Annotated in this window: 18 protein-coding genes and 1 pseudogene; 12 read left to right on the top strand and 7 right to left on the bottom strand. The window is 72.4% G+C overall.

Annotated elements, in window-relative coordinates; all coding sequences use genetic code 11:
* The first annotated feature begins 50 nt into the window (after window positions 1-50).
* Window positions 51-1,643 carry a serine/threonine-protein kinase gene (locus tag AC07DS_RS05775; RefSeq protein ID WP_479143000.1) on the top strand — a complete coding sequence of 531 codons (1,593 nt, stop codon included), beginning with the start codon at window positions 51-53 and terminating at the stop codon, window positions 1,641-1,643.
* Here the strand turns inward: AC07DS_RS05775 and AC07DS_RS05780 are convergent.
* Complete coding sequence (locus tag AC07DS_RS05780; protein WP_479143001.1) at window positions 1,630-2,580, bottom strand: AraC family transcriptional regulator; 951 nt, start codon at window positions 2,578-2,580, stop codon at window positions 1,630-1,632. The genes AC07DS_RS05775 and AC07DS_RS05780 overlap by 14 nt on opposite strands.
* Before the next feature lie 71 nt (window positions 2,581-2,651).
* Between AC07DS_RS05780 and AC07DS_RS05785 the strand changes: the two genes are divergently transcribed.
* The 4 genes from AC07DS_RS05785 (at window position 2,652) to AC07DS_RS05800 (ending at window position 8,113) form a co-directional block, all read left to right on the top strand.
* Entirely contained in the window at window positions 2,652-3,554 is a 903-nt protein-coding gene (locus tag AC07DS_RS05785) for an MBL fold metallo-hydrolase (RefSeq protein ID WP_479143003.1), read from the top strand.
* A 45-nt stretch (window positions 3,555-3,599) separates the two neighbouring features.
* The gene (locus tag AC07DS_RS05790) at window positions 3,600-4,532 is read left to right on the top strand and encodes a serine/threonine-protein kinase (protein ID WP_479143004.1); all 933 of its coding nucleotides are present in this window, start codon (window positions 3,600-3,602) and stop codon (window positions 4,530-4,532) included.
* A 127-nt stretch (window positions 4,533-4,659) separates the two neighbouring features.
* A complete protein-coding gene (locus AC07DS_RS05795) occupies window positions 4,660-6,273 on the top strand; it encodes a succinic semialdehyde dehydrogenase (protein WP_479143006.1) in 1,614 nt (537 codons plus the stop codon).
* A gap of 34 nt (window positions 6,274-6,307) precedes the next feature.
* A complete protein-coding gene (locus AC07DS_RS05800; protein WP_479143008.1) occupies window positions 6,308-8,113 on the top strand; it encodes a GMC family oxidoreductase N-terminal domain-containing protein in 1,806 nt (601 codons plus the stop codon).
* Between the two features lie 690 nt (window positions 8,114-8,803).
* On the opposite strand, the gene AC07DS_RS05805 is transcribed toward AC07DS_RS05800, so the two are convergent.
* A complete protein-coding gene (locus AC07DS_RS05805) occupies window positions 8,804-9,070 on the bottom strand; it encodes a chorismate mutase (RefSeq protein ID WP_479143010.1) in 267 nt (88 codons plus the stop codon).
* A gap of 323 nt (window positions 9,071-9,393) precedes the next feature.
* On the opposite strand from AC07DS_RS05805, the gene guaA reads away from it, so the two are divergent.
* A complete protein-coding gene (gene guaA / locus AC07DS_RS05810; RefSeq protein WP_479143012.1) occupies window positions 9,394-10,974 on the top strand; it encodes a glutamine-hydrolyzing GMP synthase in 1,581 nt (526 codons plus the stop codon).
* A gap of 15 nt (window positions 10,975-10,989) precedes the next feature.
* Here guaA and AC07DS_RS05815 read toward each other — a convergent pair whose 3' ends face one another.
* Entirely contained in the window at window positions 10,990-11,451 is a 462-nt protein-coding gene (locus AC07DS_RS05815) for a pyridoxamine 5'-phosphate oxidase family protein (protein WP_479143015.1), read from the bottom strand.
* Between the two features lie 140 nt (window positions 11,452-11,591).
* On the opposite strand from AC07DS_RS05815, the gene AC07DS_RS05820 reads away from it, so the two are divergent.
* Entirely contained in the window at window positions 11,592-12,386 is a 795-nt protein-coding gene (locus tag AC07DS_RS05820) for a class II aldolase/adducin family protein (RefSeq protein WP_479143017.1), read from the top strand.
* Window positions 12,387-12,394: 8 nt separating this feature from the next.
* Here AC07DS_RS05820 and AC07DS_RS05825 read toward each other — a convergent pair whose 3' ends face one another.
* A complete protein-coding gene (locus tag AC07DS_RS05825) occupies window positions 12,395-13,279 on the bottom strand; it encodes a DUF4429 domain-containing protein (protein WP_479143019.1) in 885 nt (294 codons plus the stop codon).
* A gap of 190 nt (window positions 13,280-13,469) precedes the next feature.
* On the opposite strand from AC07DS_RS05825, the pseudogene AC07DS_RS05830 reads away from it, so the two are divergent.
* Together AC07DS_RS05830 and AC07DS_RS05835 are read left to right on the top strand one after the other, a co-directional pair.
* Window positions 13,470-14,713: pseudogene (locus AC07DS_RS05830) on the top strand (hypothetical protein).
* 148 nt (window positions 14,714-14,861) lie between these two features.
* Window positions 14,862-15,380: a DoxX family protein gene (locus AC07DS_RS05835; RefSeq protein WP_479143021.1), complete on the top strand. Its 519-nt coding sequence runs from the start codon at window positions 14,862-14,864 to the stop codon at window positions 15,378-15,380.
* Here the strand turns inward: AC07DS_RS05835 and AC07DS_RS05840 are convergent.
* Both AC07DS_RS05840 and AC07DS_RS05845 read right to left on the bottom strand, forming a co-directional pair.
* Window positions 15,371-15,595, bottom strand: a complete 225-nt coding sequence (locus tag AC07DS_RS05840) for a hypothetical protein (protein WP_479143023.1) — start codon at window positions 15,593-15,595, stop codon at window positions 15,371-15,373. The genes AC07DS_RS05835 and AC07DS_RS05840 overlap by 10 nt on opposite strands.
* Window positions 15,582-17,039: a PspC domain-containing protein gene (locus tag AC07DS_RS05845; RefSeq protein ID WP_479143024.1), complete on the bottom strand. Its 1,458-nt coding sequence runs from the start codon at window positions 17,037-17,039 to the stop codon at window positions 15,582-15,584. The genes AC07DS_RS05840 and AC07DS_RS05845 overlap by 14 nt, the downstream gene beginning before the upstream one ends.
* A gap of 198 nt (window positions 17,040-17,237) precedes the next feature.
* Here AC07DS_RS05845 and AC07DS_RS05850 point away from each other — a divergent pair, with 198 nt between their 5' ends.
* Together AC07DS_RS05850 and AC07DS_RS05855 are read left to right on the top strand one after the other, a co-directional pair.
* Window positions 17,238-18,530 (top strand): ATP-binding protein, encoded by a 1,293-nt coding sequence (locus AC07DS_RS05850; RefSeq protein WP_145879603.1) that lies wholly within the window; start codon window positions 17,238-17,240, stop codon window positions 18,528-18,530.
* A complete protein-coding gene (locus AC07DS_RS05855) occupies window positions 18,527-19,258 on the top strand; it encodes a LuxR C-terminal-related transcriptional regulator (protein ID WP_145879605.1) in 732 nt (243 codons plus the stop codon). The genes AC07DS_RS05850 and AC07DS_RS05855 overlap by 4 nt, the downstream gene beginning before the upstream one ends.
* A gap of 19 nt (window positions 19,259-19,277) precedes the next feature.
* Here AC07DS_RS05855 and AC07DS_RS05860 read toward each other — a convergent pair whose 3' ends face one another.
* Entirely contained in the window at window positions 19,278-20,342 is a 1,065-nt protein-coding gene (locus AC07DS_RS05860; RefSeq protein WP_479143551.1) for a C40 family peptidase, read from the bottom strand.
* Between the two features lie 416 nt (window positions 20,343-20,758).
* Here AC07DS_RS05860 and AC07DS_RS05865 point away from each other — a divergent pair, with 416 nt between their 5' ends.
* Window positions 20,759-21,112: a hypothetical protein gene (locus AC07DS_RS05865; protein ID WP_479143026.1), complete on the top strand. Its 354-nt coding sequence runs from the start codon at window positions 20,759-20,761 to the stop codon at window positions 21,110-21,112.
* Window positions 21,113-21,114: the final 2 nt, after the last annotated feature.

Below are 21,114 nucleotides of genomic sequence, written 5' to 3' on the forward strand. Positions count from 1 at the left end.
GGTTCGCGTTCCCTGTGGCTGGCGCGCTCATGGCGCGATATGGATGAACCATGAGCAGTGACGGGGGAGTCGGCCGCACGGCCGACGACACGACGAGTTTTGTTCTGCAACCGCCGAGCCCGAACCCGGGCCCGCAGCCTCCGGCGCTGCCCGCCCAGGGGGCCGGGCGGCTGATCGCCGGGCGGTACCGGCTGCTCGCCAAGCTCGGCCACGGCGGGATGGGCACCGTGTGGCGGGCCAAGGACGAGATGGTGGACCGCGAGGTCGCCGTCAAGGAGCCCAGGGTCCCGGACCACCTTCCCGAGCGGGAACGCGCCAACGCCTTCGAGCGGATGCGCCGCGAGGCGCGCGCGGCGGCCCGGCTCGACCACCCCGCGGTGGTAGACGTGTACGACGTCGCGGTCGTCGACGACCGCCCGTGGATCGTGATGGAGCTGGTGCGCGGACGCTCGCTGGGCGACGCGCTCCAGGAGGGCACGCTGGACGCGCGCGAGGCGGCCCGGACCGGTCTGCAGGTGCTCGGCGCGCTGGAGGCGGCGCACGCGGCGGGCGTCCTGCACCGGGACGTGAAGCCGGACAACGTGCTGCTGGGCCGGTACGACCGGGTCGTCCTCACGGATTTCGGCATCGCACAGATCGAGGGCGAGACGAACCTGACCGACACGGGCGGTTTCGTCGGCTCGCCCGAGTACATCGCGCCGGAACGGGTGCTGGGGCAGCGCCCCGGCCCGGCGAGCGACCTGTGGTCCCTGGGCGTGGTCCTCTACACGGCCACCGAGGGCGTCTCCCCGTTCCGCCGCAGCAACACCCCGGCCACCCTGCAGTCCGTCCTCAACGCCGCCCCGGCCGCGCCCGCCGCCGCGCGGGGCCCGCTGGCCGAGGTCATCGACGGCCTGCTCCAGAAGGACCCGGCCCGCCGCCCGACGGCGGCGCAGGTCCGCGCCCTGCTGGAGGCGGCCGCCGACCCGCCGGCGCCGGAACCCATCCAGCAGGTCCGGGGCGCCGAGCCCGCCACCCGCTCCGGGCGGCCGGGCCGGAAGGTCTGGCTGGGCGTGGGCGCCGCCGTGGTCGCGGCCGCCGCTGCCGGATACCTCGTCCTCGCCGACCCCTTCGCCGGCCCGCTCCCCGACGGCTGGGCGAAGCGGGCGGACCCGAAGCTGGGCGCCACCCTCGCCGTCCCCGAGGCCTACCAGGCGGGCCGCCCGGACAAGAACGCCACCGACAAGAGCTGGGTGTCGTACACGGACTGGAGCGGCGGTATCTCGGTCGTCCTCGACCTGACCAGGAAGTCGGAGGACTCCCTCAAGGAGATCAAGAGCAACGCCGTGGCCCAGATGCGCGCCGACGACGAGAGGTTCAAGAACGAGGGCGACTACACCCTCGGCATGGCCAAGGGAGCGCGGACGCACCCGGACGACAACGCCGAGTACCGCGGCCGGCCGGCCGCCACGAACACCGTCGCCTTCACCACCGACGACAGCGAGAACCCGCGCCCGCGGGAGATCCAGATCTTCTACTACCGCACCAGGTCCGGCGACCTGTACCGGCTCACCGTCGGCTACCCGGGCAGGGGCGACTTCACCGCCCGGGGCCGGGAGGTGGCGAAGGCGGCGATCGCGAACCTGGAACTCACGAAGCCGTGAGGACGGGCCCGTCGGCCCGGACCCCCTCCCGGTACCGCCCCGGTGTGGTCCCGAACTCCCGGCTGAAAGCGTGCGAGAGGGCGTACGGGCTGCCGTAGCCGGTCTCCCGGGCCACCGTCGCCAGGGGCACGTCGGAGTCGCGCAGCCGGGTCGCCGCCAGGGTCAGGCGCCACCAGGTGAGGTACGCCATCGGCGGGCGGCCGACCAGCGAGGTGAAGCGGCGGGACAGGGTGGCGCGCGAGACGCCCGCCTCCGAGGCCAGACGGTCGGCCGTCCAGGGGGCGGCCGGATCGGAGTGCAGGGCCCGCAGCGCCGCCGTCGTGACCGGGTCGTTCAGCACCGCCGGCCACGCGCCCGTCTCCGCCCGGGTCATCCAGGCGCGGACCATGTAGATCAGCAGGAGGTCCAGCAGGCTCGGCAGGGCCAGGCAGGCGCCCGGCCGGCGTTCGTCCAGCTCGCGTGCCAGCAGGTCGACGGCGGTGCGCAGTTCGGGATGGTCACCGACCCGGTGCGGCAGGTGCACCACCTGCGGCAGCTCCGCCAGCAGCGGGTGTGTGCGACTGCGGTCGAGACGGTACTTGCCGCACAGCAGCTCGACACCGGGGCCGGACCCGGGAAGCCGTACGTCCGTGTCCCGCACCTCCTCGTCCCGCACCTCCTCGAACGGCACCGCCCGCCGGATCTCGGCCGCCCCCGCCGCCCGGTCCGCCAGCACGTGTCCGGCCCCGTGCGGCAGCAGCACCACGTCCCCCGTGTTCAGGGGCACCGGGTCGCCGCCCCCGTCCGGCACGAGCCGGCACGCGCCGCTCAGGACGACATGGAAGCCCGCCCCCTCGTACGGCGCGAGCCGGACGCTCCAGCTGCCGCGCACCCGCAACCGGTTCGAGGACGGCCGGCCGGACCGGACCGCCGAGATCGCATCGCTCACCACATCCATGAGACAACAGCGTATTGGACAGAGCCAAATGAGCATTGGGACGTTCAGTCCGGGCTCCTAGGGTCATCGGTATGGCTGATGACAAAGTGCAGAGCTTCAGGGTCGGCGACGTCGAGGTGCTCCGTATCGTCGAGTGGCGGGGGCCGTACGTGCCCGCCGGGGCCCTCGTCCCGGACTGCGGTCCCGAGGTGTGGAGCGCCCACGAGCAGGAACTCGTCCCCGACCACCGGGAGTCCGGTGGCGACCGTGCCGTGGTGGCGCTCCAGACCTGGGTGGTGCGTTCCGGCGGGCGCACGGTGCTGGTCGACACCGGCGTCGGCAACGGCCGCGAGCGACCCGGCAATCCGCTCTTCCACCGACGGCAGGGGGACTTCCTTGACCGCCTGGAGCGGGCCGGGGTCCGTCCGCAGGACGTCGACGTCGTCGTGAACACGCATCTGCACGGCGACCATGTCGGCTGGAACACCCGTGACGCCGACGGCGTGTGGGTACCGTCCTTCCCCGGTGCCCAGTACCTCCTGCCGGCCGCGGACGACCACCACTTCGGGCCCGAGGGCGGCTACGCGGGCGGCGTGCGCGTGGACGACCGGCTCGTCTACGAGGACAGCGTCGCGCCCGTGCACCGGGCCGGGCAGGCCGTGGTGTGGGACGGCGAGTACCGCATCGACGAGCATCTCGTCCTGGAGGCCGCCCCCGGGCACACTCCGGGTTCCTCCGTGCTGCGCCTCGCCTCGCGCGGCGAGCGGGCCGTGTTCGTCGGCGACCTGCTGCACAGCCCGGTGCAGATCCTGCACCCCGAGTGCAGCAGCTGCTTCTGCCTCGACCCGCGGCAGGCGGCCGTGGCCCGGCACCGAGTGCTCGAACGCGCGGCAGAAGAGCGGGCGTTGGTCGTCCCCGCGCACTTCGGTGGCGCCGGCGCCGTCGAAGTGCGCAAGGAGAAGGGGGAGTTCACGCTGCACCGGTGGGCCGCCTGACCGCCCGCTTCGACAACGACGTGGTGCGCACGGTACTCATGTGACATGACTGGAGACGGCGAACGCTCGCCCGACGGACAGTTGATCGGTGGGCGCTACCGGCTCCTGGAACGCCTGGGCGCCGGCCCGTCCGGGACCGTCTGGCGGGCCCGGGACGAGCAGGGCCGGCGGGACGTCGCCGTCAAGGAGCCGCTCCTGCCCGGGGATCCGGCCGGCGACGAGGAGAGCCGGCGGATCGCGCACCGTCTGTGCACGGAGGCGCGGGCCGCCGCCCGGGTACGGCATCCCTCGGCCGTCACCGTGTACGACGTCGTCGCCGAGGACGGACTTCCCCGGATCGTCATGGAGCTGGTCCGCGGGGAGTCGCTGCGGGAGGCCGTCGGACGTGGGCCGCTGGAGCCCGCCGAGGCCGCCCGGGTCGGACTCGCCGTCCTCGGGGCGCTCCGGGCCGCGCATGCCGTCGGGATCGTGCACCGGGACCTCAAGCCCGCCAACGTCCTGATCGAGTCCGGCACCGGGCGGGTCGTCGTCACCGACTTCGGGATCGGGGACGGGCACGCCGGAGACGGGCCCGCCGAGTTCGTCGCGCCGGAGCGGGCGTCGGGGCCCGGCGCGGGTCCCGCCTCCGACCTGTGGTCCCTCGGGGCGCTGCTCGCCGCCGCCGTCGAGGGCGGGGAGGCCGGCCCGCTCGGCCCGCTGCTGACCCGGCTGCATGCACCGGAGCCGGAGGCGCGGCCGGGCGCGGAGCAGGTCGCGGCGGTGCTGGAGGCGTGCGCCGGCGTGCTGCCCCCGGCGGAGACGACCCCCGAGAACCAACGGGAAGCCCGGCCCGAGCCGGAAGCCCGGCCCGAGCCGGAAGCCCGGCCCGTGTCCTCCGCCCCGGTCGTCGTGCCGCCCGCCCCCACCCCCGACCCCCGCCGTCGCACCCCCCTCGCCGCCCTCGGGCTCCTCCTCGCGAAAAAACCCGGAGCCGAGTGATCGTCACCTCGACAACGCCCTGATCAGCACATTTGCTGCCAGTGATCACTGGCGTTGTGTGTGCACTCCGTGAATCCCCGTTACCGACGGGTACCCAAAGCCTTCGCCTCGGCATACCCTGCGCGTCATGACGGACTCGCAGGCCCCGGACATCACCGGTACCAACCCCCTCGCGCCCGCCCCCGAAGGCGCCCGCACCGCCGCCGACGTGGTCACCCCCGAACTGGTGGCCCAGCTGACCAAGGGCGTCGTCGGCTCGGGCCGTACCGCCAACCACACGCCGTTCACCGGCGAGAAGCTGGCCGACCTGCCCGAGTCCACCCCCGAGGACGTGCTCAAGGCCTTCGAGGCCGCCCGCGCCGCACAGGCGGTGTGGGAGAGGACGCCGGTACGGCAGCGGGCCGCCGTGCTGCTCCGCTTCCACGACCTGGTGCTGGAGCGCCAGGCAGAGGTCCTCGACCTCATCCAGCTGGAGACCGGCAAGGCGCGCCTGCACGCGCACGAGGAGGTCCAGGCCGTCGCGGTGGCCGCCCGCCACTACGGCCGCAAGGCCCCCGCCTACCTGCGGCCCAAGCGGCACGCGGGCGCCATGCCGACCCTGACGAAGGTCACCGAACTCCGCCACCCGCGCGGCGTCGTCGGCCAGATCGCCCCCTGGAACTACCCGCTGGAGCTGTCGGTCGGCGACGCGCTGCCCGCCTTCGTCGCCGGCAACGCGGTCGTGATGAAGCCGGACACCGAGACCTGCCTCACCGCGCTCTGGGCACGTGACCTGCTCATCGAGGCCGGACTGCCCGCCGACGTCTTCCAGGTCGTGCTCGGCGAGGGCCCGGTCGTCGGTCCGGAGGTCGTCCGGCACGCCGACTACGTCTCCTTCACCGGCTCCACCCGCACGGGGCGCGAGGTCGCGCAAGGTGCGGCGGCCCGCCTGGTCGGCGTCTCCCTCGAACTCGGCGGCAAGAACGCCATGCTGGTGCTCGACGACGCCGACATCGAGAAGGCCGCCGCCGGGGCCGTGCGCGCCTGCTTCTCCTCCGCCGGTCAGCTCTGCATCTCCATCGAGCGGCTGTACGTCCACGAGTCCGTGGCCGACGCCTTCCTGGAGCGCTTCGCCGCCCGCACCAGGGGCATGCGGCTCGGCAACTCCCTCGCCTACGGCGCCGACATGGGCTCGCTGGTCGGGGAACGGCAGCTGAAGACCGTCGAACGGCACGTTCAGGAGGCCGTCGCCAAGGGCGCGAAGCTGGTCGCGGGCGGTGCGGCCCGTCCGGACATCGGCCCGTACTTCTTCGAGCCGACCGTTCTCGACGGCGTCGAGGACTCCATGTCCGTGTGCGAGGAGGAGACCTTCGGGCCGGTCGTGTCGGTCTACCGCTTCAAGACCGACGACGAGGCGGTCGAGCGCGCCAACTCCACGCCGTACGGCCTGAACGCGTCCGTGTGGACCAGGAGCGCCCGCCGTGGCCAGGACGTCGCGTCCCGGCTGCGTACCGGCACCGTGAACGTCAACGAGGGCTACGCGCCCGCCTACGGCAGCGTCCAGTCCCCGATGGGCGGCATGAAGGACTCCGGTCTCGGCCGCCGCCACGGCTCCGAGGGCATCCTCAAGTACACCGAGGCCCAGACGGTGGCCGAGCAGCGGCTGCTGCCGATGGCGCCGTCGCTCGGCATGGACGACGAGAAGTACGCCGCCTTCATGAGCCGCAGTCTCCGCCTCATGAAGGCGTTCCGCTTCCGCTAGAGCAAGACAACCCCGTTCTCGACGAGGAGAGCACGTGTCGCAGGAGAAGTCTGTCCAGACCCGGGACGAGGACGGGTACGACTACGACGTCATCGTCGTGGGCTCGGGGTTCGGCGGCTCGGTGACCGCCCTGCGCCTGACCGAGAAGGGCTACAAGGTGGGCGTCCTGGAGGCCGGCCGCCGCTTCGCCCGCGACACCCTCCCGAAGAACTCGTGGGACCTGAAGAACTACCTCTGGGCCCCCAGGTTCGGCATGTTCGGCATCCAGCGCATCCACCTGCTGGGCAACGTGATGGTGCTGGCGGGCGCCGGGGTGGGCGGCGGCTCGCTCAACTACGCCAACACCCTCTACGTGCCGCCGAAGGCCTTCTTCGACGACCCGCAGTGGAAGGACATCACCGACTGGCAGGAGGAGCTGAAGCCGTACTACGACCAGGCGCGGCGCATGCTCGGCGTCCGGCTCAACCCCACCATGACCCCCTCCGACGTGCACCTGAAGGCGGCGGCACAGCGGATGGGCGTCGGCGACACCTTCCACATGGCGCCGGTCGGCGTGTTCTTCGGCGACGGCAAGGACGCCGACGGGACGGCGAAGGCGAGTCCGGGCGGGCAGGTCGACGACCCGTACTTCGGCGGGGCGGGCCCGTCCCGCAAGGCCTGCACCGAGTGCGGCGAGTGCATGACCGGCTGCCGGCACGGCGCGAAGAACACCCTGAACGAGAACTACCTGTACCTCGCCGAGAAGGCGGGTGCGGTGGTCCACCCCATGACGACGGTCGTGTCCGTCACCGACGACTCGCGGGGCGGCTACGCGGTGGCGACGCTGCCGACGGACCAGAAGAAGAAGGGCAAGGGACGGCTCTTCACCGCGCGGCGGGTCGTGATCGCGGCCGGCACGTACGGCACCCAGACCCTGCTGCACCGCATGAGGTCCGGCGGCCAGCTCCCCTACCTCTCCGCCCGCCTCGGCGATCTGACCCGCACCAACTCCGAGGCGCTGGTCGGCGCGCAGACGGACAACCGCCGCTACCGCAGGGCGACCGGAGAGGCGAGGGCCGACTTCACCCGCGGTGTCGCCATCACGTCCTCCATCCACCCCGACGAGAACACCCACATCGAGCCCGTCCGCTACGGCAAGGGCTCCAACTCGATGGGCGGCCTGTCGATCCTGCAGGTCCCCTACGCCGAGGGCTCCTCGCGCGTCCTGGCCTGGCTCGCGAACGCGGCCCGCCACCCCGTGCTGGTCGCCCGTTCCCTGTCCAACCGGCGCTGGTCGGAGCGGACCATCATCGGCCTGGTGATGCAGTCCCTGGACAACTCGCTGACCACGTACCTGAAGCCCGACGGCGTCGGCAAGGGCCTGCTCACGGCCCGGCAGGGCCACGGCGCGCCGAACCCCAAGCAGATCAAGGCCGCCTCCGAGGCCGCCTCGGCCCTCGCCACCGAGATCAACGGCTTCGCGGGCAGCAACGTCGGCGAGCTGATGGGCACCCCGCTGACCGCGCACTTCCTGGGTGGCTGCCCCATCGGCGCCTCCCCGGAGACGGGCGTGATCGACCCGTACCACCGGCTGTACGGCCACCCCGGCATCTCGGTCGTGGACGGCGCCGCGGTCTCGGCGAACCTGGGCGTCAACCCGTCGCTGACGATCACCGCGCAGGCCGAGCGGGCCATGTCGTACTGGCCGAACAAGGGCGAGGAGGATCCGCGTCCGGCGCAGGGAGCGGCGTACGAACGCCTGAAGCCGGTGGAGCCGCGCACCCCCGCGGTCCCGGCGGACGCGTTCGGTGCGCTGAAGCTGCCGTTCCTGGGGATCCCGGCGGTGCCGCCGAAGAAGTAGCCGGACCGGAGAAAGCACCGAGGGACCTGCATCCCCCTCCGAACGCAGGTCCCTCGCTCTTACCGTCTTCTTGATCCGGTAGCAGGTTTGATCAGCGAGTGGCCTGAACGGTTGTGCCACCTCACGCGATATTTATGTGACGTGAGTCACGCGTGAGGGGGGTGGGGTGGGCGTGACGGGTGTGCGGGCATGACGAAAGGGCCCCGCGGGCTTGAGCCGCGGGGCCCTCTTTCGTCAGCACCGACGTCAGGGCGGCGCCGGTGCCTGGGGGGCGGCGCCGGGGGGTTGCGCCACCTCTCCTGTGGTCTCGACCCCGGGCGGACAGGCGGGGATGGGGCAATGCCGTTGTCTGCGAGGGGACTTGGGGGGCTTTCTACGCATCGTGCTGGATGAGCGAGGCATCCGCAACCGTTTGACCCGGCACTGGTGCATTTTTGCAATTTTCCGCCGGTCGGCCCCGGGCGTCCCCGGAGCCGACCGTTCTCTTGGGTGACCGGGCTGCTGTCCCCTGCCGTCCGGTCACTTCTCTGGAGCGAGGTCCCACGGTGCACGGCACGACCCGTACACCTCATCGCTCCAGCGAGCCACGCGTGGTTCTGTCGGGCCCGCCCCTGGCTGGCACGGACACCGGGATCAACGAAGCGGTCCGTGGGCCGGTCACGCGCCGTACGGGTGAGAGCGGGACCGAACTCAGATGCGACCCCGGCACAGCTCCAGCAGCGTCATCGCGAGGGCGGTGCCCGGCTTGCCGAGGGCCTCGCGGTAGCGGCCGAGGATCTCCATCTCGCGGGAGAGGTTCACCCGCCGGCCGCCGGAGGCGATGCGGGTCTGCTGGACGACGGTGGACACGGCCATCCGCTCCTGGATGAGCCCGATGATCCGGTCGTCGAGCGCGTCGATGCGCTCGCGGGCGTCGGCGATGGTCCGGTCCGCACTGGGCGTGGCCGCGATGCTCATGATGGGGGCTCCTCGTGAGGTGACTGACGGATGCCCCGGAACGACAGAACCCGGAAAACGACAGGCGCCCCGGGCCTTGTCGGCCCGGGGCGCCTGGGAAGTCGCTTGGCGTTCAGCTCAAGCAGCACGACCATGGCAGCCGGCGGGCCGGGTGCCATAGGTAAAGACGAAGGTCGAGTGCTTGCGCATGGGGCCAGTATGCCACGGCGCTTTTCTGCACGGCCGGTCCGGGCGGAGCCCCCCGGCCGACGGGAGCTGTCCCGTCGGCACCCCAGTTAGAATCGGAGACACAGACCCCCGCCCAGACCGCCGGAAGGCACCCCGTGTCATCAGCGACTCCCGCTGCCGCCACCCCCGACACCGTCCTGGTCGTCGACTTCGGCGCGCAGTACGCCCAGCTCATCGCCCGCCGTGTCCGCGAGGCGCGGGTCTACAGCGAGATCGTGCCGAGCACCATGCCGGTCCAGGACATGCTCGCCAAGAACCCCGCGGCGATCATCCTCTCCGGCGGCCCCTCGTCCGTGTACGAGGAGGGCGCCCCCCGTCTGGGCCGCGAACTCTTCGAGGCCGGCGTCCCCGTCTTCGGCATGTGCTACGGCTTCCAGCTCATGGCAGAGGTCCTCGGCGGCACCGTCGACAACACCGGCGCCCGTGAGTACGGCCGTACCGACCTGCATGTCTCCCGCACGTCCTCCACCCTCTTCGAGGGCACCCCGGCCGAGCAGCACGTGTGGATGTCGCACGGCGACGCCTGCTCCGCCGCCCCCGAGGGCTTCACCGTCACCGCGTCCACGGACGTCGTCCCGGTCGCCGCCTTCGAGAACGACGAGAAGCAGCTCTACGGCGTCCAGTACCACCCCGAGGTCATGCACTCCACGCACGGCCAGCAGGTGCTGGAGCACTTCCTCTACCGCGGCGCGGGCCTGACCCCGTCCTGGACCACGGGCAACGTGATCGAGGAGCAGGTCGCCGCGATCCGCGAGCAGGTCGGCGACAAGCGCGCGATCTGCGGTCTGTCCGGCGGCGTGGACTCCGCTGTCGCCGCCGCCCTCGTCGCCCGCGCCATCGGCGACCAGCTGACCTGCGTCTACGTCGACCACGGTCTGATGCGCAAGGGCGAGACCGAGCAGGTCGAGAAGGACTTCGTGGCCGCGACCGGCGTCAAGCTGGTCGTCGTGGACGCCGAGGAGCGCTTCCTGACCGCGCTCAAGGGTGTCAGCGAGCCCGAGGAGAAGCGGAAGATCATCGGCCGCGAGTTCATCCGCGTCTTCGAGCAGGCGCAGGCCGAGATCATCGCCGACGAGGGCCCGGCCGTGGAGTTCCTGGTCCAGGGCACCCTGTACCCGGACGTCGTCGAGTCCGGCGGCGGCACCGGCACCGCCAACATCAAGTCGCACCACAACGTCGGCGGCCTGCCCGAGGACCTGGAGTTCAAGCTCATCGAGCCGCTCCGCAAGCTCTTCAAGGACGAGGTCCGCATGGTCGGCCAGGAGCTGGGCCTGCCGGAGGAGATCGTCCAGCGCCAGCCCTTCCCGGGCCCCGGCCTCGGCATCCGTATCGTCGGCGAGGTCACCAAGGAGCGCCTGGACCTGCTCCGGGACGCCGACGCCATCGCCCGCGAGGAGCTGACGGCGGCCGGCCTGGACCGGGACATCTGGCAGTGCCCGGTGGTCCTGCTCGCGGACGTCCGCTCGGTCGGCGTCCAGGGCGACGGCCGCACCTACGGCCACCCGATCGTGCTGCGCCCGGTGTCCTCCGAGGACGCCATGACCGCCGACTGGTCGCGTCTGCCGTACGAGGTCCTCGCCCGCATCTCGACCCGGATCACCAACGAGGTCCGGGACGTCAACCGGGTCGTCCTCGACGTGACGTCGAAGCCGCCGGGCACCATCGAGTGGGAGTAGTCCCGCTTCTGAGGATCATGTCCGCTTGAGGGCTCGCACCGGCTCTCCGGGCTTCCAGACCTGGGTGACCAGGTACTTCTCGTCCTCGACGTAGGTCCGTACGACCTCCGTCAGCTCGGTGCGGAAGAGGTGGAACGGCTGCGGCGGTTCCACCTCTTCGACGTATGCCGCCCTGGCCGCGCCGTCCTCGACCTCGAACGCCCGGCCACCGATCCGCACGTCCCCGCTGCCCACGTCGGCGCCCGGGTTCGCCTGGAGCGCGAAGCGCGGGTCACGCAGCAGGTCGAGGGCCTTCAGGGAGCGCGGCATCATGCCGAGCCACAGCTCACCGCCCAGGAACCGGACCTCCAGGCCGGACGTGCGCGGGGACCCGTCCCTGCGCAGCGTCGCGAGGACGTGGTGCCGGTAACCGCCGAAGCGCTCCTCGGCGAGCGCTGCCAGATCGGGTGCTGCGGTGCTGAAGGCTGCCCAGTTCATACGTGCCAGTCTCACCGGCAAACCGGACATCCTCTGTCGTGTATTCGCTGCGTACGTCATCTTTACAAAACAGCTCTGCCCTTTTGCGCTGACCGGCGGTAACTTCCGGCCCGTACAGCACTCCCCACGCTGGAGGATCTATGCACGGGCCGACCCCGCCCCTGCCGCTGCCCACCGACCAGCTGCAGTTCGCCATGCCGCCGATGCACGACTCGGTCGAGGACGAGCGCCGGCACCGCAAGGAGCGGCTCGCGGGCGCCCTGCGGATCTTCGGGCGCGCCGGATTCGAGGACGGGGTGTCCGGCCACATAACCGCGCGCGACCCCGAGTTCAGCGACTGCTTCTGGGTCAACCCGTTCGGGATGCCGTTCAAGCACGTCACCGTCGGCGACCTCGTCCTCGCCAACCAGGACGGGCAGGTCGTCGAGGGCCGCTACCACGTCAACCAGGCCGCGTTCACCGTGCACGCCCAGGTCCACGCCGCCCGCCCCGACGTCGTCGCCGTCGCCCACTGCCACTCCGTGCACGGCCGGGCCGTCGCCGCGCTCGGCGACCTGATCGACCCGATCACCCAGGAGAGCTGCGCCTTCTACGAGGACGTGGCGCTCTACGACGGCTACACCGGCGTCACCGTCGACGCCGACGAGGGCCGCCGTATCGCGACGGCCCTCGGCTCCCGCAAGGCGCTCGTGCTGCGCAACCACGGGCTGCTGACCGTCGGGGACTCGGTGGACGCCGCGGCCTGGTGGTTCATGTCGCTGGAGCGGTCCTGTCAGGTCCAGCTGATGGCGAAGGCGGCCGGCCGGCCCGTCCTGATCGACCACAAGCAGGCCGTGGCCACCCGTGAACAGCTCGGCGGCGACCTGGTGGGCTGGATCAACTACCAGCCGCTGTGGCAGGACATCAGCCGCAGCGAGCCGGATCTGCTCAGCTAGAAGCCCCGCTAGAAGCCCCGCAGGACGGTGGCCTTCGTCCGCGCGAACTCCTCGTCCGTGAGCACCCCGTCGCGGTGCAGCTCGCCCAGCTCCCGCAGCCGGCGCAGCAGCACGTCGTGGTGGTCGGCCCGCGCCGGACCGGTGGCCGGCGGCCGGTCCCGCTGCGTGATCGCTTCGCCGGTGCGGGTGGCGGGATGCGGCAGCCGGGCGGTGACGGCCGCGGCGACCAGCGCGGTCAGCAGGTCGCGCCGGACGCTGCCCCACAGGTCGAGGGTGTAGGGATCCCGCTCCGGCGGCAGCTTGGAGAACGCCGTCTCCCGGGTCACGAACCTGAGGAAGCCGTCCTCGTAGCCGGAGTTGGGCAGCCACTCGACCTGGACCAGGTCGCCGAGGCCGATGATCCGTGGGCCGGTCGCGCGCTTGACCCGGTCGGAGGTGTCGGCCCAGTCGACGCGCACCTGCGCGCCGTCGAAGGAGACCGTGCCGTCGGAGGAGCGCACCGAGACCGGCACCGGCGGACCCGGCAGGAGGTAGGCCGCCGTGGGCTCCTTGGGGACCTGGTCGAGCAGCAGTGCGTGCCGGATCTCCTCGGCGACGAACTCGGCGACCCCGCCGCGGTCCGCGTCCACGGTCAGCCGGTAGGGGTCGGCCGCCTCCGGCAGCCGCCCGCCGGTGGCCTGCAGCAGCGGGTCGGCGCCCTCGCGCAGCCGCATCCGCAGCCGGCCGCGCCCCCGCTGGGGTTCGTAGCCGACGCCGGACACCGCTTCCAGCGGCACGGCGATCTCCCCGTACGTCTGCCGGAACAGCGGTACGGAACGGTGGAGTCCGGGGGTGATCCGGATCGTGCTGCCGTCGAACGCCCAGGTGCCGTCCCGCTGGATGATCTCGGCCATGGGGAGATTCTCGCAGCCGGGTCAACTCGGTGGCCCGAACTTCACTCTTATGGACCTGGAGAGTGGGGCCGGAACGCCCCTGCGTAGGGCACAATTCGCTCTCGACACAGGGGAGTTGCACGGCGGTGGGGCGGCCCGCAGAGGGGGCCGTCGGCCGTGTCCCGGGGCGAGGGGAAGGCGGGCGTCGGGCGTGGCGGTGCAGGAGGCGAGACAGGGCGCGGCAACGGGTGCCGAAGGGGCGCACGGAGGCGGCTGCGCCTGCGGGGACTGTCCGCACGGGGCCCGCGAGGGGCATCGGCGGGGCAGGGCCTGCCGACGGGCGTGGCGCACTCGGCGTCCGCCTCCCGCCAGTGGGTCTCCGCGGAGCTGACCGAACAGGCGGAGGCCGTCGCCGAACGGGGCCGGGCGGCGGGCGGGGCCTGGCTCGCCCGGCTGTGGCTGCGCACGGCGTGCGCGGTGTGGGGCGCTGTCGTCGCCCTGCTGCTCGCAGAGTCGCTCACCGCGGTCGGCGCGGGCTGGACCGGCGCCCGTACGGCCGCACTGCTCGCCGCGCTCGTCGTCGCGGCCGCCCTGACCGCCGCCTCCTGGTTCCACCGGGCACGCGGCGGCGTCCTGGCCCCCGTCATCGGCGAGGACAACCGGATGTCCACCTCCCGTACGGTGGCCGCCTGCTGGGTGCTGTTCGTCGTCTACGCGGTGCTGCTGCTGGCGGGCCGCCTGGCCGCCGCCTCCGACCACGCCGCACGCGACGCGCTGCTCTCCGGCCTCGACCTCGCGCGCGGGGCGGGCGTGGTGACCGTCCTCGCCGTCGTGTGCGGCATCGCCGTGCTGGTCCGCCGGGTCGTCGGCCTGCGCATCATCGGTCTGCGGCTGCAGAAGGTGCCGGCCCACCGGCCGCGCGCCGCCGACCTGCTGACCGACGACTCCGGCCGGGGCGCCTTCGCGGACATCCAGTACGTCGTCGTCAGCGCCGTCGCCCTGGCCTTCGCCGCGGTACGGCTGGCCCGCCGCCCCGACCAACTGCCCGACCTGCCCTGGGGTCTCGCCGTGGTCGTGCTGATCTCGGCCGCGACCTATCTGGCCGGCAAGTACGCCGAGGGCGGCCGTCCGGTGATCCTTTCCGTGGTCCGCGCCCGTGAGCCCGGCGACCTGGACGGACCGATCCGCACCGGCGACGACATCGAGATCCGCGGCACCGGCTTCGTCCCACCCGGCGCCCACGGGGCCGACCGCCTCTCCCGCATGGTCGTGCGCATCGGCGCGGTGGACGTCCACGTCCCTCTGGTCCCGGTTCCCGGCGGCTTCCGCAATCCCACGGACACCGTGCTGACCGTCCCGGTCCCGGCCGAGGTGGAGCCCGGCTCCGTGGAGGTACAGGTGGTCACGGCGGCCGGGGTGGCGACCAACCGGTGCACAGTCCACGTGACGGAGTGAGAACGCGCGGCGTCCCTCCCGGGGACGGGGAACCGAAATCCGGAAAACGTCCGGAGAGGATTGAACCGTTCCCGTTCGTCGTGCGTATCGTCGAGTGAGGGGTAGGCGCACGGCGGGTGAGAGGCGGCCAACGGCGATGACTCACGGCATGCGGACGGACACGCAGACGTCCTATCCGAACCGCGGCGACTGGCGGGACACGGCCACCCGCTACGCCCTCCTTCCGCTCCGGATCTTCCTCGGGGTCACCTTCATCTACGCCGGCCTGGACAAGCTCACCGACAGCGCGTTCATGAAGTCCGGCGGTGCCGGCTCGGTCGGCGACATCATGCGCGCCGCCCGCGACTCCGCGGCCGTTCCCGCCCTGATCGACATGGCCCTGAAGAGCCCGGCCGGGTTCGGCTACGCCATCGCCCTGGGCGAGCTGGCCGTCGGCATCGGCACCCTGGTCGGCCTGCTGGCCCGGCTGGCCGCCCTCGGCGGCGCGCTGATCTCGCTCAGCCTGTGGCTGACCGTCAGCTGGGCCACGACCCCCTACTACTACGGCAACGACCTCGCCTACCTGATGGCCTGGCTGCCCCTGGTCCTCGCCGGAGCGCCCTACCTCTCCCTGGACGCGGCCTGGCGCGCCCGCCGACGGCAACGGGCGGGCGGCGGCTACCGCTGAGCCCCCCGGCCGCTCTCGGCGCCGCGCCGTCTGCGGATGCCCCGGGTCACCGCCGCCGTGACACCGGCGAGGACGAGGCCGCCCGCCACCAGCGGAACGGCCATGAACGGGGGCGTGTTCCACAGGTCCGCCGCGTCACCGGCGTAGACGGCGCCGGCGGCGGTGAGGGAGAGACCGGCGACCAGCTTCCCGGGCTGGAACTCATGACGCAGCACGGCTGACCTCCACCTCTCCGACGCCCACCCGCAGATCGAGCCGCAGTGTCCCGGCGTCCTTGCCGCCCTTGCCGTCCTTGACCGGCGACAGCGTCACGGTCCTGTGCCTACCGGGCTGCACGTCCACGTCCTTCCCGTTCTCGCCGGGCAACCGGATGTCGCCCACCCCCACGTCGACGCTCATCCGCACGCTCGCGTCCGCCGGCACGACCACCTTCAGCTGCCCCGCTCCCACCTCGGCGTCCGTGGCCACCGTCTGCCCCTTCGCCGGGTGCACCCGGGTCAGGTCCAGCGTGCCGACACCGGTGCCGAGGCTGTACGAGGACCGCACGTCCGCCGTCGCGGCCGGCTTCCAGGACGTCTGCCGCCAGTGGGTCGTGATGTCCTTGGGCAGAGCCGTGGCCCCGGCGAGCAGCGCCGCCGTGACGATCGCCAGGAACACCGAGCCGGCCCCCGTCCGCCCCAGGAAGGCGCTGAGCGTGATGCCCAGACCGAAGACGACGAGCGCGCAGGCGAGGCCGGCCTGCAGGCTGGTGCCCAGCGGGTGCGTGTCCCAGGTCAACCCGGTGCCCACGCCCCCGGCCAGCAGGGCGAGCAGGAATATCCAGCCGCCGATCCAGCGCGGGCCGCGTGGTCTCGGGGGCGCGGTGCGCTGCGGGTGCGCCGAGCCGTTGTGGGGCCAGGGGATGGCGATGCCGGCGTCCACGGACGAGTTGGGGTCGCGGACGTCCCCGGGGCCCCAGAGGTAGCCGGTGCCGCCGACATGGCTGCCGTCCTTGACGATCGGGTCCCGCCACCAGGACGGGTAGGTGGTGACGACCGGCGGCGCCTGTGCCTCCGGCGGGGCGTCGGCGGCCGCCTGCGCGGCGAGCGGATCGGGGTCGGCGGCACCGCGCCGCCGCGACCAGTACCCGGCGCCGGCCAGCAGCAGGGAGAGCACCACGGCGAAGGTCAGCACCCCGCCGTTCTTCAGCATGGTCAGGAAGATCCCGCAGCCGACCAGGGCGAAGAGCACGGCGGCCAGCGCCTGGCCGTCGACCCGGCCCGTCAGCAGCCTGCGGACCTCGTTCTCCTCTTCCTCCTCGTACGGCACCAGCAGCCAGGCGAAGCCGTAGAAGATGAGACCGATGCCGCCGGTCGCGGACAGCACGGCCAGGGTGATCCGGAAGATCACCGGGTCCATGTCCGTCTGCCGCCCGAGCCCGGCGCACACCCCGGCGATCATCTTGTGCCGGCGGTCGCGCCGGAACCGGAGGACGCCGTCGGCGGTCTCCGGCTCCCCGGCGGTGTCCTGGTCCCGCGTCGCTTCCGTCCCTTCCCTCTCTCCTGCCGTTCCCGTTCCTCCCGTCGCGGCGGGCGCGGCATCCGTCGGTCCGGTGCCCGGGGCCGGGCGCGGGCCGGGGCCGGGTCCCGGACCCGTCGCGGCGTGCTCGTGATCCGTCATGCGTCCATGGTGACGGCCCGGCCGCCGCGACGGCAGTCGGGATGACCCTGGGCGAACCCTGAGATCGGCCCCGAGAGACGCGGGGAGGCGTCCGACACCCGGCCGGCGGGCCGGTTCGAACGCCCGGCTCGAAGATCAGGGGAGTCTAGGGGGCAGACCCTGATGCTCCGCGCCCGCGGCCATGTGACCATCGATGGCATGCCGGAAGCCGCAGCCCTGCCCCTCGACGACCCGCGGCCGCCGCGCAAGCTCTACCGCAGCAGCGACGGACGCTGGCTCGGCGGAGTGGCGCGGGGCCTCGCCGGGCACCTCGGGCTGCCCGTGATCTGGGTACGGCTCGCCTTCGTCGGCCTGTTCATGGCGAACGGACTCGGCGCGCTGCTGTACGCCGCGTTCTGGTTCTTCGTGCCGCTCGGCGTCGGCGGCGTCGGCGACCAGAAGCCGCAGCCGCCGGCGGGCACCGCGACCTCGCCGGAGGGCCGCCGCAGACTGCTGGCCCGCAAGCCGGACAAGGGCCAGATCGTCGCCCTGCTCCTCATGGTCATCGTGTCCATGGTCTTCGTCGGCAGCATCAACCTGACCAGTGCGGCCAAGGCGTATCTGCTGCCCTCCGTCCTGGTCGCGGCCGGTGTCGCCCTCGTCTGGCGCCAGGCGGACAACGCCCGCCGCGCCCGCTGGGTCGAGGTCGGCAGCCGGCGCCGCACCCTCACCCTGCTGCGCGCGGGCGCCGGCGTCCTGCTGGTCACCGCCGGCGTCTCCGCCATCTTCGTCATGCAGGGCTCGGCCGCCCACCTCGGCGCGGTCCTCCAGGCCGCGCTGGTCGTCCTCGTCGGCATCACGCTGCTCGCCGGCCCCTACCTGGTCCGCATGACCCAGGACCTGTCCGAGGAACGCCTGATGCGCATCCGCGCCCAGGAGCGCGCCGAGGTCGCCGCCCACGTCCACGACTCCGTGCTGCACACCCTCACCCTGATCCAGCGCAACGCCGACAACGCGGGCGAGGTCCGGCGCCTCGCCCGCGCCCAGGAGCGGGACCTGCGCACCTGGCTGTACAAGCCGGAAGGAACCGGCAAGGACGAGGCCGACGAGCCGGACACGGTCGCCGAGGCGGTGCGGCGCAGCGCGGCCGAGGTCGAGGACAAGCACGGCGTGCCCATAGAGGTGGTCGTGGTCGGCGACTGCCGGCTGGACGAGAGGACCGCCGCACAGATGCAGGCCGCGCGCGAAGCCATGGTCAACGCCGCCAAGTACGGTGGCGACGGCGGTGCCGTGCAGGTCTATGCCGAAGTCGAGGGAAGGACGGTCTTCGTGTCCGTCCGTGACCGCGGCCCGGGCTTCGACCTCGACTCGATACCCGCCGACCGCATGGGCGTTAGAGAATCGATCATCGGCCGTATGGAACGCAACGGCGGCACGGCCCGGCTGCGGGCGGTGCCGGGCGGCGGCACGGAGGTCGAGCTGGAGATGGAGAGGGCGGAGAAGACGTCATGAGCGACGCGACCGAGGCGAACGGTACGGCGGGAGCGGCGGAGCCGGCCGGGTCCGGCCCCGCCGGGGAGCGGCATGTGCGCGTGGTGCTCGTCGACGACCACCGCATGTTCCGCACCGGGGTGCAGGCCGAGATCGGTCAGACCGCCGAGACCGGAGTGGAGGTGGTCGGCGAGGCCGCCGACGTCGACCAGGCGGTCACGGTCATCACCGCGACCCGGCCCGAGGTGGTCCTCCTCGACGTCCACCTGCCGGGCGGCGGCGGGGTCGAAGTGCTGCGCCGGTGCGCCGGGTTGATGGCGGACGCCGAGCAGCCGGTGCGCTTCCTCGCGCTGTCCGTGTCGGACGCGGCCGAGGACGTCATCGGTGTGATCCGCGGCGGTGCCCGCGGCTATGTCACCAAGACCATCACCGGCACCGACCTGGTCGACTCGATCTTCCGGGTCCAGGAGGGGGACGCCGTCTTCTCCCCGCGCCTGGCCGGGTTCGTCCTGGACGCCTTCGCCTCCACCGATGCGCCGCCGGTCGACGAGGACCTGGACCGCCTCACCCAGCGTGAGCGGGAGGTGCTGCGCCTGATCGCCCGGGGCTACGCCTACAAGGAGATCGCCAAGCAGCTGTTCATCTCGGTGAAGACGGTCGAGTCCCATGTCTCGGCGGTGCTGCGCAAGCTCCAGCTGTCCAACCGCCACGAGCTGACCCGCTGGGCCACGGCCCGCCGCCTGGTCTGACGGCGCCGGGCAGCCGCCCTCACGCCACCCGGGTGGCCCCCGCGAACGGCATCTGGTCGATCGGGGCCACCCGGACCGGTGCCGAGGGGTTCGGGGCGTGGATCATCTGGCCGTTGCCGATGTAGAGGCCCACGTGGCTGATGCCGGAGTAGAAGAACACCAGGTCACCGGGCTGGAGTTCCGAGCGGGAGATCCGCCGGCCCGCGTTGATCTGGGCGTAGGTGGTGCGCGGCAGGGAGACACCGGCGGAGCGGTAGGCGGCCTGGACCAGGCCCGAGCAGTCGAAGGCGTCCGGGCCGGTCGCGCCCCACACATAGGGGCTGCCGAGCTTCTGGTAGGCGTAGGCGACGGCCGCCGCCGCGCGGGAGCCGGGGGCGGCGGGGGAGCCCGTCGGCTCCAGGTCCGGCCGGGCGTCCGGGGCCGAGCGCGAGGCGTGCCCCGCCGCGGTGCCGTCGCCGGTGACCTGCGCCCGCTGCGCCGGAGTGAGCCCGGCCAGCAGCTCGCGCGCCTGGGCCAGTTTCCCGGTGATGGTCTTCTTCTGCCGCTTCAGCTCCGCCTGCCGTGACCGCAGCGCGTTCAGATCGGTCCGGGCGGCGCCGCGCAACTGCTCGATCTCCCGCAGCTGTTCGCGCACCCGCGTCACCGCTCCGGCCTGCCGGTCGCCGGCCCGCTCCGCGAAGGCGGCCCCGTCCAGGTACCGGTCGGGGTCGCTGGACAGGGCCAGCTGCCAGGCGGGGTCGATCCCGCCCTCGCGGTACTGCGCCGCCGCGTACGAACCCAGGGCGTTGCGGGCCGCGTTGAGCTTGTCCTGCTTGCGGGCGGTCTCGTCCCGCAGTGAGTTCAGCCGCCGCTGGGCCGTGTCCGCCTTCTCCTTGGCGCCGTTGTACTTCTCGGTGGCGGTCTCCGCCTCCTGGTACAGCTTGTCCACCTCGGCCTTCACCTGTGTCGGTGTCAGCTGCGGCTCTGCGTGGCCGGTTCCGTCGAAGGCCGTCGCGGTGGCCGCACCCGCCAGGGCGAGGGTGACGGCCGTCCGGGCCGTGTTCCCGCCGAGCGAGCGCTGTCTGGGCTTGCGGTGCGCTGCCACCTGGACCGTCACGTCCTTCCGTAGGACTCCTGCGACCGAACGAGCGGTGCGTCCGGCGACGGCCCGCACAGGGGGAACGGGCCGCCGCCGGACCTTTCTCGGCGGTGGTGCCCGACTGCCGCCCCTGGCCCGGGCGGCGGTGGGGAGCCGGTCACCTGGGGGAGGACGCTAAACCCGGGTGTGACGGTCTGGTAACGCGGAGTGCGGAACTGGCTTCGAGCGATCGATGCGTGACCGCATGTGACCGGATTGCCGGTCTGTACTCGTCGTGTTCACGTAGCGTGGTGACCGATGCGCGGAATGTGGGACGCGGGGTAGCCGTCTGCTGCTATGGACGCATATATGCACGATCCACGGATGCTCCCGGCGGGCCCGGTGACAGAGCGCTGTCGGGGCCCTGATTAGGCTCCGGGCCCATGGACGTACTCATCCATCTCTTCGTCGGCCTGCACATCATCGGCATCGCCGCGCTGCTCGGCGGTTTCCTCACCCAGATGAAGGCGATGGGCCGGGGCACGGCCCGCTTCGTCCCCGGGATGCTGCACGGCGCGTTCACCATGCTGGTCACCGGTGTGGCCCTGGTCGGCCTCAACCAGGCCGACGGCCACCACGTCAACACCGTCAAGATCGGCGTGAAGCTCGCCCTGCTGATCGTGATCCTCGGGCTGGTGTACGTGAAGCGCGACGAGGAGCAGGTGGACAAGAGCCTCTTCGGGCTGGTCGGCCTGCTGACCACGGCGAACATCTTCATCGCCGTGCTGTGGACGTGACG

The organism is Streptomyces sp. NPDC044064 (genome assembly GCF_056434245.1).

What these genes read in the sequence shown, in the direction of transcription:
- AC07DS_RS05835 (WP_479143021.1), top strand. Translation starts at nt 14,862, where the DNA reads ATGCGGACGGACACGCAGACGTCCTATCCGAACCGCGGCGACTGGCGG.
- AC07DS_RS05780 (WP_479143001.1), bottom strand. Translation starts at nt 2,580, where the DNA reads ATGGATGTGGTGAGCGATGCGATCTCGGCGGTCCGGTCCGGCCGGCCG.
- AC07DS_RS05795 (WP_479143006.1), top strand. Translation starts at nt 4,660, where the DNA reads ATGACGGACTCGCAGGCCCCGGACATCACCGGTACCAACCCCCTCGCG.
- AC07DS_RS05855 (WP_145879605.1), top strand. Translation starts at nt 18,527, where the DNA reads ATGAGCGACGCGACCGAGGCGAACGGTACGGCGGGAGCGGCGGAGCCG.
- AC07DS_RS05785 (WP_479143003.1), top strand. Translation starts at nt 2,652, where the DNA reads ATGGCTGATGACAAAGTGCAGAGCTTCAGGGTCGGCGACGTCGAGGTG.
- AC07DS_RS05775 (WP_479143000.1), top strand. Translation starts at nt 51, where the DNA reads ATGAGCAGTGACGGGGGAGTCGGCCGCACGGCCGACGACACGACGAGT.
- AC07DS_RS05815 (WP_479143015.1), bottom strand. Translation starts at nt 11,451, where the DNA reads ATGAACTGGGCAGCCTTCAGCACCGCAGCACCCGATCTGGCAGCGCTC.
- AC07DS_RS05845 (WP_479143024.1), bottom strand. Translation starts at nt 17,039, where the DNA reads ATGACGGATCACGAGCACGCCGCGACGGGTCCGGGACCCGGCCCCGGC.
- AC07DS_RS05805 (WP_479143010.1), bottom strand. Translation starts at nt 9,070, where the DNA reads ATGAGCATCGCGGCCACGCCCAGTGCGGACCGGACCATCGCCGACGCC.
- AC07DS_RS05825 (WP_479143019.1), bottom strand. Translation starts at nt 13,279, where the DNA reads ATGGCCGAGATCATCCAGCGGGACGGCACCTGGGCGTTCGACGGCAGC.
- AC07DS_RS05820 (WP_479143017.1), top strand. Translation starts at nt 11,592, where the DNA reads ATGCACGGGCCGACCCCGCCCCTGCCGCTGCCCACCGACCAGCTGCAG.
- AC07DS_RS05850 (WP_145879603.1), top strand. Translation starts at nt 17,238, where the DNA reads ATGCCGGAAGCCGCAGCCCTGCCCCTCGACGACCCGCGGCCGCCGCGC.
- AC07DS_RS05865 (WP_479143026.1), top strand. Translation starts at nt 20,759, where the DNA reads ATGGACGTACTCATCCATCTCTTCGTCGGCCTGCACATCATCGGCATC.
- AC07DS_RS05790 (WP_479143004.1), top strand. Translation starts at nt 3,600, where the DNA reads ATGACTGGAGACGGCGAACGCTCGCCCGACGGACAGTTGATCGGTGGG.